At 64.1% G+C, this 17609-nt stretch carries 15 protein-coding genes; 12 read left to right on the forward strand and 3 right to left on the reverse strand.

The window, feature by feature from the left end:
- The first annotated feature begins 134 nt into the window (after positions 1–134).
- Positions 135–2657 carry a DUF6600 domain-containing protein gene (locus tag ACOSV0_RS15080; protein ID WP_434106957.1) on the forward strand — a complete coding sequence of 841 codons (2523 nt, stop codon included), beginning with the start codon at positions 135–137 and terminating at the stop codon, positions 2655–2657.
- Positions 2658–2775: 118 nt separating this feature from the next.
- Here the strand turns inward: ACOSV0_RS15080 and ACOSV0_RS15085 are convergent, their stop codons facing one another.
- Positions 2776–3747, reverse strand: coding sequence for a thymidylate synthase (locus ACOSV0_RS15085; protein WP_434106958.1), 972 nt, complete (start codon positions 3745–3747; stop codon positions 2776–2778).
- Positions 3748–3886: 139 nt separating this feature from the next.
- Positions 3887–5281, reverse strand: a complete 1395-nt coding sequence (locus ACOSV0_RS15090) for a sigma 54-interacting transcriptional regulator (RefSeq protein ID WP_434106959.1) — start codon at positions 5279–5281, stop codon at positions 3887–3889.
- Positions 5282–5818: 537 nt separating this feature from the next.
- On the opposite strand from ACOSV0_RS15090, the gene ACOSV0_RS15095 reads away from it, so the two are divergent.
- The 9 genes from ACOSV0_RS15095 (at position 5819) to ACOSV0_RS15135 (ending at position 14353) form a co-directional block, all read left to right on the forward strand.
- Complete coding sequence (locus ACOSV0_RS15095; RefSeq protein WP_434106960.1) at positions 5819–6370, forward strand: hypothetical protein; 552 nt, start codon at positions 5819–5821, stop codon at positions 6368–6370.
- Positions 6371–6432: 62 nt separating this feature from the next.
- On the forward strand, positions 6433–6921 hold the full coding sequence (locus tag ACOSV0_RS15100; protein ID WP_434106961.1) for a hypothetical protein: 489 nt from the start codon (positions 6433–6435) through the stop codon (positions 6919–6921).
- Positions 6918–7568 carry a hypothetical protein gene (locus ACOSV0_RS15105; RefSeq protein WP_434106962.1) on the forward strand — a complete coding sequence of 217 codons (651 nt, stop codon included), beginning with the start codon at positions 6918–6920 and terminating at the stop codon, positions 7566–7568. Before ACOSV0_RS15100 ends, ACOSV0_RS15105 begins: the two co-directional genes overlap by 4 nt.
- 29 nt (positions 7569–7597) lie before the next feature.
- The gene (locus tag ACOSV0_RS15110) at positions 7598–8998 is read left to right on the forward strand and encodes a hypothetical protein (RefSeq protein ID WP_434106963.1); all 1401 of its coding nucleotides are present in this window, start codon (positions 7598–7600) and stop codon (positions 8996–8998) included.
- 73 nt (positions 8999–9071) lie between these two features.
- The gene (locus tag ACOSV0_RS15115) at positions 9072–9782 is read left to right on the forward strand and encodes a C39 family peptidase (protein ID WP_434106964.1); all 711 of its coding nucleotides are present in this window, start codon (positions 9072–9074) and stop codon (positions 9780–9782) included.
- A 6-nt stretch (positions 9783–9788) separates the two neighbouring features.
- On the forward strand, positions 9789–10589 hold the full coding sequence (locus ACOSV0_RS15120) for a peptidase C39 (RefSeq protein WP_434106965.1): 801 nt from the start codon (positions 9789–9791) through the stop codon (positions 10587–10589).
- Positions 10590–10691: 102 nt separating this feature from the next.
- Entirely contained in the window at positions 10692–12134 is a 1443-nt protein-coding gene (locus ACOSV0_RS15125; protein ID WP_434106966.1) for a hypothetical protein, read from the forward strand.
- Between the two features lie 24 nt (positions 12135–12158).
- Entirely contained in the window at positions 12159–13763 is a 1605-nt protein-coding gene (locus tag ACOSV0_RS15130; protein ID WP_434106967.1) for a sigma 54-interacting transcriptional regulator, read from the forward strand.
- A gap of 89 nt (positions 13764–13852) precedes the next feature.
- Positions 13853–14353 carry a dihydrofolate reductase gene (locus ACOSV0_RS15135; protein WP_434106968.1) on the forward strand — a complete coding sequence of 167 codons (501 nt, stop codon included), beginning with the start codon at positions 13853–13855 and terminating at the stop codon, positions 14351–14353.
- Positions 14354–14551: 198 nt separating this feature from the next.
- On the opposite strand, the gene pmbA is transcribed toward ACOSV0_RS15135, so the two are convergent.
- Entirely contained in the window at positions 14552–15922 is a 1371-nt protein-coding gene (pmbA, locus tag ACOSV0_RS15140) for a metalloprotease PmbA (RefSeq protein WP_201070270.1), read from the reverse strand.
- Between the two features lie 413 nt (positions 15923–16335).
- On the opposite strand from pmbA, the gene yjgA reads away from it, so the two are divergent.
- Together yjgA and mog are read left to right on the forward strand one after the other, a co-directional pair.
- Complete coding sequence (yjgA, locus tag ACOSV0_RS15145) at positions 16336–16947, forward strand: ribosome biogenesis factor YjgA (RefSeq protein WP_434110300.1); 612 nt, start codon at positions 16336–16338, stop codon at positions 16945–16947.
- Positions 16928–17584 (forward strand): molybdopterin adenylyltransferase, encoded by a 657-nt coding sequence (mog, locus tag ACOSV0_RS15150; RefSeq protein WP_434106969.1) that lies wholly within the window; start codon positions 16928–16930, stop codon positions 17582–17584. The genes yjgA and mog overlap by 20 nt, the downstream gene beginning before the upstream one ends.
- The last annotated feature ends 25 nt before the right edge of the window (positions 17585–17609 follow it).

The raw sequence follows: 17609 nt of genomic DNA on the forward strand, positions 1-17609 counted from the left end.
CGAAAGGCCTTATCGAGACCTTTTGTTACACGCTCGTCAGAGAGCCTTACAAAAGTGGGGGCCTTGAAACAAACCGTGAGGGTAGAGTGACTCTCACGGGCACGGCACAATGCCGCGTCCGTCGGAGATAAATCATGAGAACAGTGACCACAGCCCAACATTCGAAGCGCCGGCTCACCGGCTACACGCTCATCGCCGCCGCGGCGTTCCTGTTCGCGGCGCAAGCCACTTTTGCGCAGGAAGCCGAACAGGCGCCCCCGGGCGCTGCTTCTTCTCAGATTAGCGATCCGCCGGGACGTGTTGCGCGTCTGAACTACACGGCCGGCGCCGTGACCACCGAACCGGCCGGCGCAACCGACTGGTCGTACGCCCAGATCAATCGCCCGCTCACCACCGGCGACCAGTTGTGGAACGATCAGAACGCGCGCTCCGAACTGCATATCGGCTCGACCGCGGTGCGCCTCGATCAGTCCACCAGCCTCGACATCCTCAATCTCGACGACAACAGCGCGCAGTTGAAAGTCGCGCAAGGTACGTTGTCGGCACGCGTGCGTGACCTGGCGCCCGGCTCCTCCTATGAAATCGACACGCCGAATCTGGCGCTCGGCCTGAATGGCCCTGGCGACTACCGCGTCGACGTCGCGCCGGACGGCAGTAGCACCACCGTCACCGTGCGCAGCGGCAGCGCGACCGTGTACGGTGACAGCGGCCAGGTGCCGGTCGCGGCCGGCCAGCAGATCCGCTTTGCCGGCACCAACCTGCAACAGGTCGCCGACAACGGCGCGCCCGGCCTCGACGGCTTCGATCAATGGGCGGCAAGCCGCGACGCGGCGGAGGATCGCTCGCTGTCGGCGCGCTACGTGTCGCGCGACATCCCCGGTTATCAGGATCTCGACGCCAATGGCACGTGGCGCAGCAGCCCGCAGTACGGTGAAGTGTGGGTGCCGCGTGCCACGCCGGCCGGCTGGGCGCCGTATCACGACGGTCACTGGGTGTGGCAAGCGCCGTGGGGCTGGACCTGGATCGACGACGAGCCATGGGGTTTCGCGCCCTACCACTATGGCCGCTGGGCCCAGGTCGACGACGATTGGGCGTGGGTACCTGGACCGGTCGTGGTCAGCGAACCGCCCGTCTACGCACCGGCGCTGGTCGCCTTCGTGGGTGGCGGTGGTGGCGGAGTCAACTGGGGCGTGAGTCTCGCGATTGGCGGCGCGGTCGCGGCCGGCGTCGCGTGGTTCCCGCTGGGCCCGGGCGAACCGTGGCACCCGCACTGGGGCGATCACGATCACTGGAGCCCGGGTTACTACAATCGCGTCAACAACACGACGGTCGTCAACAACTACAACCGCAACATCAACGTGACGAATGTGACCAACATTCACAACACGTACATCAACTATCGTGTGCCGGGCGGTGTGACCGCGGTGCCGGCGACAGCCTTCGTGCACGGTCAGTCAGTCGGCCGCTTCGCGCAGAAGGTCGATCCGCAGCAGTGGCGCAACGCGCAGATCAATCCGGGCGGCCCAGGAATCGCGCCGGTGAAGGAAAGCTTCGGACCGGGCCTGCGTAACGCGAACTACCGTCCGCCGGCCGGCGTGATGACGCGTCCGGTTGTCGCCACGCGGACTCCGGCCGTGCCGGCCGCGTACCACGACACGCTCGCGCAAAACTTCGCGCAGAGCGGCGGACGGGTGCCGGGCGCGGGCGCGCCGATCGTGCGAACCTCGGTGCCGGCCCATATGGCAGGGGGTCCGGGAACCATGCCGGTGCAGAACGTACGGGTCGTGCAATCGCACCTGGCTGGGCGGACGCCGGGCGCTGCACCCGGTGCCCCCGGTGCCGGTGCGCTAGCGGGTATGCAACAGGCCGGTCAACGGCCGGGCGAAGCGCCGCAGAACGGTCAGCCGCAGCGTGGTGGCGAGCCGCAAGCGCGGCCCGGCATGCCGCCGCAAATGGCCAACGCACACCAGCCACCCGTCGACACAGCTCATCCGTCCAATGGCGTGCCGCGTCCGCCGCAAGCGAACGGCGCCAACCCGAACGCCTTCGCACAGCAGCACGGCGCGCCGGGGCAAGCGGGTCAGCAAGCTGGCGCGGAAGGACGGCACGAGCCTGCGTGGACGCAGCCGCATACGCCGATGGCCCAGCAGGCGCAGCAACGTGGCGCCCCGCAGGAACAGGCTCGCCAGCCGGCGGGGGTTCGTCCGGAGCAGCAGCAACAGGCTCAGCGTCAACCGGAAGCGCAACCGCAGCGTGCGCCTGAAACACGCGCCCAGCCGCAGGCGCCCCGCCCGCAGCCGATGCAGGAGGCGCAGCAGCAACCGCGTCAGGAAAATCGTCCGCAGCCGCAGCCGCAACAGGTACAGCAGCCACGTCCTGAAGCGCAGCCGCAACAGGTACAGCAGCCACGTCCTGAACCGCGTCCGCAGCAGGTGCAGCAGCCACGCCCCGAGCCGCGTCCGCAACAGGTGCAGCAACCGCGCCCTGAGCCGCGTCCGCAACAGGTGCAGCAACCGCGTCCTGAGCCGCGTCCGCAGCAGGTGCAGCAGCCGCGTCCTCAACCGCAACCGCAGCGTGCGGAACAGCCGCGCCCCCAGCCGCAGCACGCCGAGCAGCATTCGAGCGGCGGCAATCGTGACGAGCATCACAAAGGCTAGCAGCTATACGCTGGCACCCCGACGGCTGGAAGTCGGCAAGAAAAAACCCCCGCGACTCACGTCGCGGGGGTTTTTCTTTGAGCAGGCTACGAGCAGGCGCTCACATCACAGCGCACGTTCAGACCGCCATAGGCGCCGTCAGCGGCTCGTGATGCCGGTAGCCGACCAGCGAGAAGTCCGACGGCTCGATTTTCTCGAGCCATTCCGGCTCATACACACCGGTTTTCGCATAGTCCGGCACACGGTCCGAGATCGCGAAGGCGGGGCTTTCGTACGGCTCGCGCGTGAGCTGTTGCTGCAGCATATCGAGCTGATTCTCGTAGATGTGCGCGTCGCCGATAAAGTAGGTAAACCAGCGCGGCGTATAACCCGTCAGGCGGCCGACCAGATGCAATAACGCCGCGCCTTCCGTCAGATTGAACGGCGTGCCGAGGCCGACATCGTTGCTGCGAATGTACAAGCACAGCGAAATTTCACGGCGCGTGACGTTCGGCAGGAACTGATAAAGCAGGTGGCAAGCCGGCAGCGCGATCTGGTCCAGCACAGCGGGGTTCCAGGCATGAAACAAAATTCGCCGGTCGGCGGGGTTCTGCATGATCGTGTCGAGACACTGCCGCAGCTGGTCGATCGCCTTGTACAGCAACACTTTGGGGCTGCCGTCTTCCGCGAATTCCGTTACCACCTGGAAGCCACGCGCGGTCGCGTCGGCGAGTTGCGCGCGTGCGCCGGCGTCCAGCACCTTGTAGGCCGGCCACTGGCGCCACTGCACGCCATAGACGTCGCCGAGATCGTCGGCGCCCTGGCGATACGGATTGGCAAGCCATTGCGGATTCTGGTTGGCGTTCGCATCCCACACCTTGCAGCCCAGATCCCGGAAATCCGCGGCGCTGCGCGACGCGCGCAGAAACCCGACCAGTTCACCCACCGCCGATTTGAACGCCAGTTTTTTCGTGGTGACCGCCGGAAAGCCCTGCTGGAGGTCGAAGCGCAACATGGCGCCAGGCATGCTGATGGTACGGATGCCGGTGCGGTTCTCCTGCCACGTGCCGGTGTCGAGAATCGTGCGGACGAGGTCGAGATATTGTTTCATGCGGGTTCCTTCGACGTGGCGCGCCCCTGGTCAGGGGCCGGCGCCACGGAGATTGAGCGGAAAACCCGATTTTAACAAGCGCAGCCGGACGGCGTCCGGTCGAGGCGCGCGACGGAGAAAATATCGGCAGGAAAACGCGTCAGAGATGCGGCACGGAAGCCGGCAAGTCGCCGTGCGGTGTGCTCAGCGGCTCGCCTTCCATATGGCGCATGCCGTGCGAGCACAACAGGCGGTACAGCGTCACGCGCGAAATACCGAGTTCCTGCGCGGCGTCGCCGAGACGGCCGCGGTGGCGCAGCAGCGCGAGCTCGATGGCCTGACGCTCGGCCGCTTCGCGCGCCTGCGCGAGCGACACCGGCACGATCTCGACATACTCGGCCAGTTCGAGGTCGCGCGCCGTGATCGCCCGCCCTTCCGACATCACGATGGCGCGCCGCACCCGATTGATCAACTCGCGCACGTTGCCCGGCCAGCCGTAGTTATGCAGCGCCGCAATAGCGTCGGGCGCGAAGCCGCGCAAGCGCCGGCTTGCGTCTTTCTTGAAACGTTCCAGCATATGCCGCGCAAGCAGTTCGATATCCTTACCACGTGCGCGCAACGGCGGTTCGTCGATTTGCAACACGCAAAGGCGGTGATACAGGTCGGAGCGGAACCGCCCTTCGATCATCGCAGACGTCATATCCACGTGAGTGGCCGAGATGATACGCACGTCGACGTCGATCGAACCGTGGCCCCCCAGCCGCTCCACCTTACGTTCCTGCAGGAAGCGCAGCAGGCTCGCCTGGCTTTCGAGCGGCAGATCGCCGATTTCGTCGAGAAACAGCGTGCCGCCGTTGGCCGCTTCGACGCGGCCGATCTTGCGCTGATTGGCGCCGGTAAACGCGCCGCGCTCATAGCCGAATAGTTCGGATTGCAACAGATGCGGCGGAATCGCGCCGCAGTTGATCGGTACAAAAGGCGCATTGCGGCGCGCCGAGCGTTCGTGGATCGCGACCGCGGTCAACTCCTTGCCGGTGCCCGATTCGCCGGAAATAAACACCGGCGCGTCGGTCATTGCCACTTTACGGATCGAACGGAACAGCGCGAGCATCGCGTCGCACGAACCGACCATTTCGCCTTCGGCGCCTTGCGATGCATCGTTCGATGCCGGCTCGCCGAGCGAGATCATGCCGTATGCATGACCGACCGAATCGACGATCCTGTCGCCCGAGTAAGGCACCGTTACATAGTCGAAACAATAGTCCCGCACGAGCCGGCGCAAAGCCGCGTCCTGCAATTGTCCGGGCGTGGTGGCCGCGACCCAGCCGACGTTCGGCATGGTCAGGCAGGACTCGAAGGCGGCAATTTCGTGTGGCTGAAAATCGCTAGACAAATCAAGCAGGCCGCCCGCCGCCATTCCGGCGCGAACAGCACGGCGCACATCGCGCGCTGACCCCACGACTTCGACATGCCAGCCGCGCTGATGGAAACGCGTATTCAGTTCCGCGCTCGGATCGCGTGAAACGTAAATCAGTTGCCGCGTTGCGGGTTCCATTATTCAGATCCTCTCGTCAACGAACGTTAAGGATGACGCACGCACCTGAACCGGAGTTCAGACACGCTGACTCGTTCGGGATTCGCGAAATAAGCAAAACCCGAACGGCCATTCCATTCCGTGCGGACAGCTGATCCCCAAGAAAGCGGCGTGTGTGTTTGAGACGGCCCGTTAGCGGGCTTTTTTAAATCTGAAGCTGTTTTCGAGAGCTTACTATACACGCGCCGCTTGGAAAACAATTATGCGAATTTAATCGGGGACCCCTTTGCCAGTAAGGCCTAGCGGGCGATCAATACTTATTCAACCTATGAATAAAACCATTGTGGAAGCGCTTTTCCTGGCGTTCACCCCAAGGTAGTTCATACCTTCAGATTTAACGAATTACAGGTATTTTCTGCCTCCCGTTTCAGCGCTGAAACGTTTTTGAGCGATTTCCCAGTCGTTACTCCGAGGCATACGGGTCACATCCAGGCGCACCAATGGATTGCGACTCATGGCACACGTTTCGCTAAATGCTGTGCACCAAGGAGACACATCATGCGAATCGCTTTCCGCATCGACCTGAACAGCATTGCACCTTGCGCCGCACTATGCGCCACCGCGATGGCCTTGATCGTGCTGCCCGCCGGCGTCAATGCACAGGAATCCGCACTGTCTCAATCAGCCCCGATGGCCGAAACCGCCGATACCGGTTCCGCCACCCTCGCGAGCACGCCGCTCGCAGCGGTGGCCTCGCCGGACACGACGGCCATCGATACGGCGAGCGCCCCTGCGGCGGACAACACCGTGGCCGACACGAACGACAGCGCCGCGTCCCGCAGCGATCTGGCCGGCAGCGCACTGCGCATTCCCGTCGAGGCGGCGTCTGTAAACGATCTCGTGCTGGACGACCAGGCGCTGTCCAACCAGCGCGGCGGCTTCGGCGGCATGTTGATGGTCGCGTCTACGCCGCAACTGATGCGCGGCTTCAACAACGGCGGCAACGGCGTGACGCTGTGGGACGAAATCGCCCCGCCGTCGCAGTTGCCGATCCCGGTCGACGTGGCCCGCTCCGCACAAAGCAACGTCACGAGCTACCAGAGAAATTAGCGCAACGGCCCGCTCGCTGCCCAACACCGCACCGACCGATCGTCTGCCCGCAAGGAACTGACATGAACGCCTCAACCCAGAAGCCGAGTAGCCGCCCCTGCGCAGCCGTGCTGTCCGCGCTGCTCGGCGTGCTCGCTGCGGGCGCCGTGACGGGTGTAGCCGCCCAGCAGGCGACCCAGCCGGGCAACCTGATCATCGAGCGTGACATCACACCGCGCGATGCATTCGTGCCGGTGCCGAAGAGTCAGGATCCGATCGCCGTCCAGGTCCAGACCTTCCCGAAGGCGACCTTCGATGCCTCGCTCGGCGCGATGGCGAGCGATCTCGACCTGAACAGCGCACACGGCACCACGGGCATCACGGGCAACGGCTTCATGCCGGCGCTGGTCGGCACAAACGGCATCCAGCACATGCTCGCGGGCGCCGGCAACACCGTTCCGGTTGGCGCAGGCGCGAGCTTCGGCGGCGCCGGCGGAATCGGCAGCTCGATTGCCCAGTCGGTCAACGGCGCCCTCGCCCCCCTCGGCGCTGCTTTGGGAGCCATGAAATGAAAACGACACGCGCACCGGCAGCGAAACGCCTTCCGTCACGCAAGCATCTGCGCTGGCCCCTGATGGCCTGGGCGTTTCTCGGCCTCGCGAGCGTCGCCGCACACGCTCAAACGCCAGCCGCGCTCGTCGACGCGCAGTCGCTGATCGGTAACGGTGCAGCCGCCGGCGCGACGGGTGTCGTCGCCATCAACGAGGCAGCGGGCCTCGACAACGTACAGGCAAATCAGGGTGTGCTCGCCAATGGGCAAGTCCCTCTCGGTCTGACTGGAAACTCGCAGGACGCCGCCACTAACGCGAAGACGACGGCCGCGAAAAGCACGATCAGCAGCAATGCATTTTCAAACACCTCTGGCCTTATCGAAGTGAATCAGTCGGCGGGTGTAGGGAATCTCCAGCGGAACAGCGCCGTAATAGGTTCTGGACCGAATGGAGCGGAGATCGTAGCGGATGGGGTGCTATCCGCTACGACCGCCAAAGGCGGCGGTCTGGGAAGGTCCAGCGAAAACCACGACGCACGCGAAGTATCTATCGGTGCGGACGCGCTAAAAAACGTCAGTGGGATCGTTCAGATCAACCAGACCGCTGGCTCGGGTAACGTCAGTTCAAACAGTTTTGTGCTCCGTCCCCCGGCGGGCACCTTTTTCTAACGAGCCACACTCTTTATCGGAGCGTCATCATGAAGCGCACTATCATTGCAGCGGCTGTCCTGTCGACGATGGCAGCAGGTTCGGCTTACGCCGAATGCACCGCCGGTTGCGACCCGGCTGAGCTCTTTACGGCAACGAACATCTATACCGACATCGGCGAATTCGGCTTCATCACGCTGCGTGGCCACGTCAATGTGTCGAGCAGCTCCGGCGCCACGGTCAACAACACGCAGAATGTGAACATCAACGGTGTCGACATGAAGACGCCGCCGCAAAGCTATGTCTCCGGCAACGTGAAGACCACGATCAACACGACGGATAGCTGGGACCATGCAAGCGGCAACGGCAGCCACTGGGGCGTAAGCCAGTCGTACAGCAACAACGCCTGGGCCTATAACAAGAGCAACACGCAAACCAGCTCGGCTTCGTCGAGCGCGGCATTTATTGCAGGCGGCGGCTTTGCGACGGGTATCGAATCGTCGTATCGGGGCTACAACTATCTGAACACCCATGCCTCCGCGAACGGCTTCGCCGCAGCAGGCTTCATTGCCGGTCTCGGCGTCGGTCCAGGCGTGATCTTCGGCGGTGTCGCAGCAGGCTTCGCCGCAGCGCTGAACACCCATGCGTCGGACAACTTCGGCGGCGGCTTCGCAGCCCAGGCAGCCGGCTACGGCGTGGCATACGGCGGCTACGCCGCAGCCAGCCAGAGCACCGCGACGCAAACCCGCAGCGGCTATGGCGACGAAGTGCACGCCAGCTATTCGGAAGGCAGCAGCGCCTACGGATGGACCCATAACTATAACGACAACCGGGGCTCCGTCACGGTTACCGGCAGCGTGACCCAGCACATCAACACCGAAACACCGACGGTAATGTCCGCCGGCATCGGCGACGGCGCGCTGCAAACCGCAAACGGCAACATTGGCGTCAACATGGCCACCGGCGTCGACAACGCGCAATCCAATGACGCCGCCCTGTCCAACATGGACGTCGGCCCCGTGTTCGGCTCTGCGCAGATCTACTCGACACAAGCGTCGAGCGGCAAGGCGAAGATCGGCGATTTCGACTTTACCGCCAGCGTCGGCGCCGACGTGCTGAAGGGCGCGACCGGCAACATCGGGGTGAACGTGGCGTCGGGTGTCGGCAACGTGCAAAACAACAGCCTGGCAGCATCGGCGACGACTGACAGCAGCAGCGGCGGCATGGGCTGGGGTCATAACAAAGGCGGGAAGGACGGCGGCGAAGTCATCGCCACCGACCAGAACTGCCAGACCGCAGACGCAATGGTCAATGGGCAGTTCACCGGCTCGTCGATGCTCGGTGCAGGCGCCCTGTCCAATGCTAGCGGCAACATCGGTGTGAACATCGCATCGGGTGTAGGCAACCTGCAACACAACGGCCTTGCAGTCGCCAGCGTGTCGCATCAGTAACTAAAGCTGTATCGCTGGAAAACACCGGTCAGCCTTCGTGCTGGCCGGCTGTTTCCGCGGGGGGAGACATACCATGTTCGGGGTGAGCAGGGTAACGCGCGGCTTTTTCCTGACACTCTTCGCTGGGCTCGTGCTATCGCAGACGGGTCACGCGCAGAGTGCCCTTTCCATGAATGCCGCAGCGGGTGTGCCGTTCGACCTGAACGTGCGCTCGATCCGCGAGCTCCGCTACAACCATATCGTTTCGCAGCGTTACGACTACAGCTGCGGCTCAGCCGCTCTCGCCACGTTGCTGAAGTACGGCTACGGCATCGACATTCCCGAAACCGAAATGATCCAACGCATGATGGTGTTCTCGACACCTGAGGTGGTGGTGAAGAACGGCTTCTCGATGCTGGACATGAAGAAGTTCGTCGAAACGATCGGCCTGCGCGGCCGCGGGTATCGCGTCACCGCCGAAGCGCTCTATCACCTGATGATTCCCGTGCTCGTGCTGATGAACAGCGACGGCTACGAGCACTTCGTCATCGTCAAGCACGCGGAAGACGGCCGCATCTTCATTGCCGACCCCGCGCTCGGCAACCGCATCGTCATGGAAGACGACTTCGTCAAGAAATGGAACGGCCTCGTGTTCGCGGTCGTCGGCAAGCCATTTATGGAGGATTCTCCGCTCTTGCAAGGCAACGAGTCGCTCGCGCTCAAGCTGCGCGAACGTGCGCTGGAAAGCGGCACGGCTGCGACTCCCTTTGTGGAATACGGTTTGATCAAGGCAGAGATGTTCTGACTCATCATGGACCGAAACTTACTCACCATTGGCTGTGCGTTATGCTTCACGACGTGCGGCCTCGCATCAGCCGCACACGCTGCCGAGCAGCCATCGGCAGCGTTCGAAGATGTCAGTGCCCTCAAGCTGCAACCCGTCGATGACGCCGTCCTCGCCAACCAGACCGGCAAAGGCATTGTTGGGGACATCATTTCGGGTGTCGTCGTCACCCTGCTGTCGCAATGGCAGTTGCCGAACGGCGCCACCGCCGCCGCCTCGGGTTCGCTCGCCATCGGCATGAACACACCCAACCAGCCGAGCGTCCAGTTCAATTCATCAGCCTCCGTGACCGGACCGAACGGGACCTCGGGCAGCGGCTCCAACCGCAACGCCAGCGCAAGCGGCGGACAGAACGTCAGCGTCAACGGCGTCTCGCAGATTGCCCAGATTGCAGGCAACGGCAACCTCGGCACCAACCAGGCGCTGATCGATTTCGACGCCTCGCCAGGCAGCATGACGCAAGGGTCCTATAACAACGCAACGTTGGCAGCCGCAAGCAATGCGAACGGCTCGGTGACAGCCTCCGTCAATCTTGCCAACGGCGGCATTTCGATTGCGCTGCGAACGCCGGCCGGTATGGCCACCCAAACCATCGCGCCGAGCAGCGCGCAACAAGCCGGGGCGATCGCCCAACTCTTGCAGATTGCAGGCAATAACCAGCAAGTCGCCAACCAGTTGCAACTGCATTTGCAGACGCAGCAGATGTCGGCCTCGATGCTGCGCCAGATCGGCGTCCTGCAAGCGCTGCAAAACAGTGTAAGGAGATAACACGGGCCGCCACCCGACCATGAAGGAGACCGAAGTACCAAAACGACCGCGCGATGCATAAGGAGACACGCGACGCGCAGTCAGAATACCGGGGGAACAAAAATGATCAGATTCTCAAAGACCGGTGCGCCACGCATGGCGCTGGCGGCCATTCCGGCCGCCGTCATGCTGTTTGCGCTGTCGCAGGGGGCCAGCGCGCAGGCGCTCGCCGATCAATCGGTTGAAGAACGGCTGAACACGCTCATGCGCGTCGTCAGCGAGCAGCAACAGCAGATCATCTCACTCGAACGGCAGGTCACGAACCTCGAGATGGCGCAGCGTGGCCGCGGCGCGCCGGGCTACGGCGAACCGACCGGCAATGCCGCGGTTGCCGAGCAACCCGGTGCGGACGGGCTGCCTGTGCCGCTGCCGCCGCTTGCTCAGGTGAATCCGGGCACACCCGCGCCGGGCGGCGCCACGGGCACCGCGACCGGTGTGCCGGTCACTCCGCCGGTGCCTGAAAATAGCGGTGGTGGCGGCGGCCTGCCTGCGGCGACCGACGGCAGCGGCGCGGTCGGCCAGACGCAGAAGGCCGCGCAACCGGTGCGCACGCAATCGGAAGACGCCGTGGTGCAGAACCAGCAGCACACGCCGCTGTTCGAGCACAAGCTGACCATGGATTGGGGCATCAGCGATACCTACTACGACCGCCGCCAGTTGCAACTGTCCGGCTTCCTCGCGCTCGATGCGATTTTCCTCGGCAACATCAACCTCGGCGAAACCAAGTCGCACCAGGTGATGGCCGATCTCGACACGCGCTACGGTCTGACCGACCGCATCAGTGTCGACGTCGACGTGCCCTATATCTACCGGCACAGCAACTTCATCGTCGGCGGGGCCGGCGGGGCCGCGAATACGGTCTCGGACGCCTCGGCAAATTCGAGCGACATCGGCGACGTCAATTTCGGGATCTACTACCAGATCCTGAAGGAAACCAACAACCTGCCGGACCTGGTCGGCAGCCTGCGCGTCAAGGCGCCGACCGGTTCGTCCCCGTTCGGCATCAAGCTGGCGCAGGTCGATGCCAACAACACCAACCTCGTCGCCCCCACCAAGCTGCCCACCGGCACCGGCTTCTGGAACATCACGGCGGGCCTGTCGGTGTTGAAGACCTACGATCCGGTCGTGCTGTTCGGCAGCGTTTCGTACACCTACAACATTGCCCGCTCGTTCTCGGACATCTCGTCGGTCATCGGACAGACCGAACCGGCGACGGTCAAGATCGGCGACGTCGTGCAATTCGGCGGCGGCGTAGCGCTGGCGTTCTCGGACAAAGACTCGGCAAGCATTTCGTACACCATGGCGCTCGAACCCGAGTCGCAGACCAAGGCGCCAGGCGGAACCTATTCGAAGGTGCCGGGCAGCGAGACCACCGCCGCCGCACTGACCTTCGGCTTGAATCACGTAGTGAACAAGCACTTGACGATCAACGGTTCGGTGTCTGTCGGCCTCACGCCCGACACGCCGAATTTCGTGATCGGCGTGCGCTTTCCCTACACTTTTTGACGTGCCAACGATACGAGGTTGATCGTGCGCGAATCACCCCATCTGAGCAGCGTTACACCGCCCTCCGGCACTCATCTGTCGGTCGCCCGGACCCAGGACGCGCCTGCGACACGAGCAGCGAAAGACTTCGTGGGGCGCCCGTCGGAAGTCTCTTTGATACGCCCGCAGGAGGCTGCGGCGGGAAACCGGCGCGAACCCTCCGCCGCCGCGAAGGAGACCGGTCTGCCGCACGCGCAGACCGAACGGACGCTGCTGTACGTTACGCGCACGCCGGACGAGACGCTGACCGCCCATCTGAAGAGCCGCGGCTGGCACGTGATGGCGGCCCGCTCGGCGCACGAACTCGCGCGCCTGGTCAAGCCTGACGTGATATGCGCCGGCATTGTCGATCTGGCCGGCTTTGCGTTGCGCGACCTTGGCGGCCTCGAAGCGAGCCTGCGTCAGCAGCAGATCGGCTGGATCGCGCTCGCCACCCCGGAACGCCTCGCCGACGCCGACGTGCGGCGCCTGATCCGCCACTACTGCTTCGACTACGTCAAGACGCCGGTCGCCAACGTCACGATCGACTACCTCGTCAGTCACGCATTCGGCATGGTGACGTTGTGCGACGCCGATGAGATCCCGCCAGTCACCCCCGCTACCGACGACGACGAAATGGTCGGTACCTGCGAGGCGATGCAGCAGCTCTTCCGCACCATCCGCAAAGTCGCCAATACCGACGCCAGCGTGTTCATCTCGGGCGAATCCGGCACTGGCAAGGAACTCACCGCGCTGGCGATCCACGAACGCTCGCCGCGCCGCAAAGCGCCGTTCATCGCTATCAACTGTGGCGCCATTCCGCACCATCTGTTGCAATCCGAACTATTCGGCTACGAACGCGGCGCGTTCACCGGCGCGAGCCAGCGCAAGATCGGCCGGGTCGAGGCCGCGGACGGCGGCACGTTGCTGCTCGATGAAATCGGCGACCTGCCGATGGAAAGCCAGGCGAGCCTGCTGCGTTTTTTGCAGGAAGGCAAGATCGATCGACTCGGCGGCCACGAATCGATCCCGGTGGATGTGCGAATCATCTCGGCGACCCACGTGGATCTCGAGATCGCGATGCGTGACGGACGGTTCCGCGCCGATCTGTTCCACCGCCTGTGCGTGCTGCGTGTCGACGAGCCACCGCTGCGCGCCCGCGGCAAGGACATCGAAATTCTTGCACATCACATCATGCACAAGTTCAAGACCGACAGCGCCCGCAATATCCGCGGCTTCGCGCCGTCGGCGATCGAAGCGCTCTACAACTACAACTGGCCCGGCAATGTGCGCGAGCTGATCAACCGGGTGCGCCGCGCAATCGTAATGGCCGAGAACAAACTGATTTCCGCCGCCGATCTCGACCTCGCGCAGTTCACCGAGCAGCAGACCATGAGCCTCTCGCAGGCGCGCGAAGCCGCCGAGAAGCGCGCGATCGAAGCGGCGCTGCTGCGGCATCGCCACCGCTTGAACGAGGCGGCGGTGGATCTGAATATCTCGCGCGTGACGCTGTACCGGCTCATGGGTCAGCACGGGCTGCGGGAACTGAGCGCGGCCGACGAGAAGGCGTCGCTCGAATCGTGCGCCGCCGACGAGGCTTCGCACGAATGACGGGGCGCGAGGCGCAGCGCCGGCCTGGATAACGGCGCCGTTCTGCGCCTCAGGTAGAATCAGGCTGGTTACGTTCCCCTTTCCATTCGATGACGACGCTCACCCTGATCGTCGCTCGCGCCAACAACGGCGTGATCGGCCGCGACAACCAGTTGCCCTGGCGACTTCCCGAAGATCTCGTGTTCTTCAAGCGCACCACGATGGGCGCGCCCATCATCATGGGCCGCAAGACGCATGAATCGATCGGCCGGCCGTTGCCGGGACGCCGCAACATTGTCGTGACACGGGATGCCGCACGGCGCTTTCAGGGCTGCGACGCGGCGACCACCCTCGAGGACGCGCTGAAGCTCGCTGCGCAGGACCAGGCGCCCGAAGCGTTTCTGATCGGCGGCGCGCAGCTGTATGCGGAAGGTCTGCAGCAGGCGGACAAGCTGATCGTCACGGAGATTTCCGCCGACTTCGAAGGCGACGCCACGTTTCCTGAACTCGATGAAAACGAGTGGGAAGAAGTCGCGCACGAAACGCATCGCGCAGATGCGCCGAATGATTTCGATTATGCGTTTGTGACTTATAAGCGTAAGGGCACTTGAGATTGCAGCACCGCGCCTGACTGACGGGCTGGGCTTCGCGCATTCGTCATTCGCCGCCGCTCGACATTCACGCATAAAAAACGCCACGCAGTTGCCTGCGTGGCGTTTCTGTTTGCGGCGCCGTGGTGCAACCCTGAGGCGGCGCCGGCCGGCGACTGATCCGCGGCCGGCGGTTGAGGCCCGGCTTGATCGACCCGCTTACTGCCCCGCGATCGTCATCCGCTCGATCAGCACCGAACCCGTTTCCTTCGTGCCGCGCGTGATCGTATCCGCGCCGATCGCGACGATATGGCGGAACATCTCCTGCAAGGTGCTCGCCACGGTGATTTCCTCGACCGGGTACTGGATCTTGCCGTTCTCGACCCAGAAACCCGACGCGCCGCGCGAATAATCGCCGGTCACGTAGTTCACGCCCTGCCCCATCAGTTCGGTCAGCAGCAGGCCCGTGCCGAGCTTCCTCAGCATTTCCTCGAAATCGTCTTCCGGACGCGTCTTCGAGCTGCGCAGCGACAGGTTGTGCGAGCCGCCCGCGTTGCCGGTGGTCTGCATGCCGAGCTTGCGCGCCGAGTAGGTGGACAGGAAGTAGCCCTCCACCACGCCGTCCTTCACCACCGAGCGCTGTTTGGTGCGCACGCCTTCTTCGTCGAACGGCGCGCTGCCCATCGCACGCGCGACGTGCGGATCTTCGACCACCTGGACGTGCGGCGCGAACACCGGCTTGCCGAGGCTATCGACGAGGAACGAGGTCTTGCGGTACAGCGCGCCGCCGCTCGTGGCCTGAACGAACGCGCCGAGAATGCCGGCGGCGAGCGGCGCTTCGAACAGCACCGGCACCTTGCGCGTGTCGAGCCCGCGCGCGCCGATGCGCGACAGCGCCCGTTGCGCGGCGTAGCGGCCCACCGCTTCCGGATCGGCGAGGTCGGCTGCACTACGGGTCGACGTGTACCAGTCGTCGCGCTGCATGTTGCGCGCGCTGCCGGCAATCGGCGCGCACGCGATGTAGTGGCGCGAGTACGGATAGCCGGCGAGGAACCCGCGCGAGGTGGCCAGCACGAATTGCGAGTGCTGTGCCGAGACGCTCGCGCCTTCCGAGTTCTTGATTTGCGGATCGGTGGCGAACGCGGCGTCTTCCGAGCGGCGGGCGATTTCCACGGCTTCGTCGGCCGACAGATTCCACGGGTGATACAGATCGAGATCGCGCGGCGCGGTTTCGAGCAACTCTGCTTCGGCGAGGCCCGCGCAATCGTCTTCAGCGGTGAAGCGAGCGATGTTGTACGCCGCCGCGACCGTATCCTTCAAAGCCTGCGACGAAAAGTCCGAGGTGCTCGCGTTGCCGCGCTTGTTGCCGATGAACACCGTCACGCCGACCATCTTGTCGCGGTTGTGTTCGATCGTCTCGACTTCGCCGCGCCGCACGGAAACGGACAGGCCGTCGCCTTCGGAAATCTCGGTCGCCGCGTCGGTGCCGCCGAGCGACTTCGCGTGACGAAGGATGTCCGAGGCGATTTCCTTCAGTTCATCCTGGGTATGCGGAAAAAAGCGCTGCTTGACGTCCATGTCTGCTGCCATTGTCGTTGCCGTCCTGTTCGGGGCCGAGCGGCCCTATGTGTTCGCCCATGCCACGCACGTGCGCTTGCAATTTACGCGCGCCTTTTGCGTGCTCGCGTGCTCGATTGCATGCTCATTTGCGTAGTCACGCATCCCGCGATCATAGCAAGGTACGCGAAGCTGCACCTGGCATTCGCCGCGCTCGCCCGATGAGCCTGTTGCCGAGCGTATTGCCGCCCCGGCGACGCTTACCTCCGGTGCCAGCCCAGCCCGCATCGCCGCGACCGTTCGATGAGCGCACGGGCCGAATGCATCAAGCCGCCTCGACATCACGGCCCGCCCGATCGGCTTCGCCGCGTCCGCCCAAGCCGGCGAGCGCACTTGTGCGCAGCAGCACGGCGGGTTATGCGTGCGCGGCACGCTACAATATCGGCATGACACGCAAAACCCGCATTCAACCCATCGAATCCGCCGAGCCGGAAGTCGACGAGAACGGCTACGACCGTCCCAGCAAGTCCCAGCTCAAGCGCGAAATGCATGAGCTGCAGGAACTGGGCGCGGCGCTGATCGCCCTGCCGAAAGACGCGCTCAAACGCATGCCGATGCCCGAAAAGCTCGACGACGCCGTACGCGAAGCACGCCGCATCACCGATCACGAAGGCAAGCGCCGCCAGGTGCAGTACGTCGGGCGCGTGATGCGCTCGCTGCTGGACGAGGAAACCGCCGCCCTGCGCACCGCGCTCGACACCTATAACGGCGTCAACAAGGCAGAAACGGCCAAGCTGCACTGGATCGAGCGCACCCGCGAGAAACTGCTCGCAGACGACGCCGCGCTGACCGAATTCATCCGCCAGCACCCGAACGCCGACCCGCAGCAAGGCCGCACGCTGATCCGCAACGCCCGCAAGGAAGCGCAGCAAAGCAAGCCGCCGCGCTACTTCCGCGAACTGTTCCAGTGGATCAAGAACGCCGACGGCCCGTCCGCCGAGACCGATTCCGATGCAGAAGACGCTCAGGAAGACGACGATGACGACCGCGACGCGTAAGCAGACAAATAAGGCAACGCGTCAGCATCCCGACGAAATCGTGATCGGCCTCGTGTCGATCAGCGATCGCGCGTCCAGCGGCGTGTATGAGGACAAGGGCATCCCGGCGCTGCAGGAATGGCTCGGGCTCGCCCTGACCTCGCCGTTTCAGGTGGTCACGCGGCTGATTCAGGACGAAGCGCCCATTATTTCCGCCACGCTGATCGAACTGGTCGACGAAGTCGGCTGCGATCTGGTGCTGACCACCGGCGGCACCGGCCCGTCGCGCCGCGACGTGACGCCAGAAGCGACGCTGGCGGTGGCCACGAAGGAAATGCCGGGTTTTGGCGAGCAGATGCGGCAGATCAGCCTGAATTTCGTGCCGACCGCGATTCTGTCGCGCCAGGTGGCGGTGATCCGCGAAACCGCGGATCACGCGGCGCTGATCGTCAATCTGCCGGGTCAGCCGAAGTCGATCAGGGAAACGCTGGAAGGCTTGCGTGACGCCGAAGCAGGCGGCGCGGTCAAGGTGCCGGGGATTTTCGCCGCCGTGCCCTATTGCATCGATCTGATCGGCGGCCCATATATGGAAACCAACGCCGACGTGGTGAAGGCGTTCCGGCCGAAGAACGCAGTGCGCGCACCTCGGCAGGATTGAGGTCGGCGCTGCTGCGGCGCCGTGT

This window comes from Paraburkholderia caffeinilytica (assembly GCF_051027425.1).
Taxonomy (GTDB): Bacteria; Pseudomonadota; Gammaproteobacteria; order Burkholderiales; family Burkholderiaceae; genus Paraburkholderia; species Paraburkholderia caffeinilytica_A.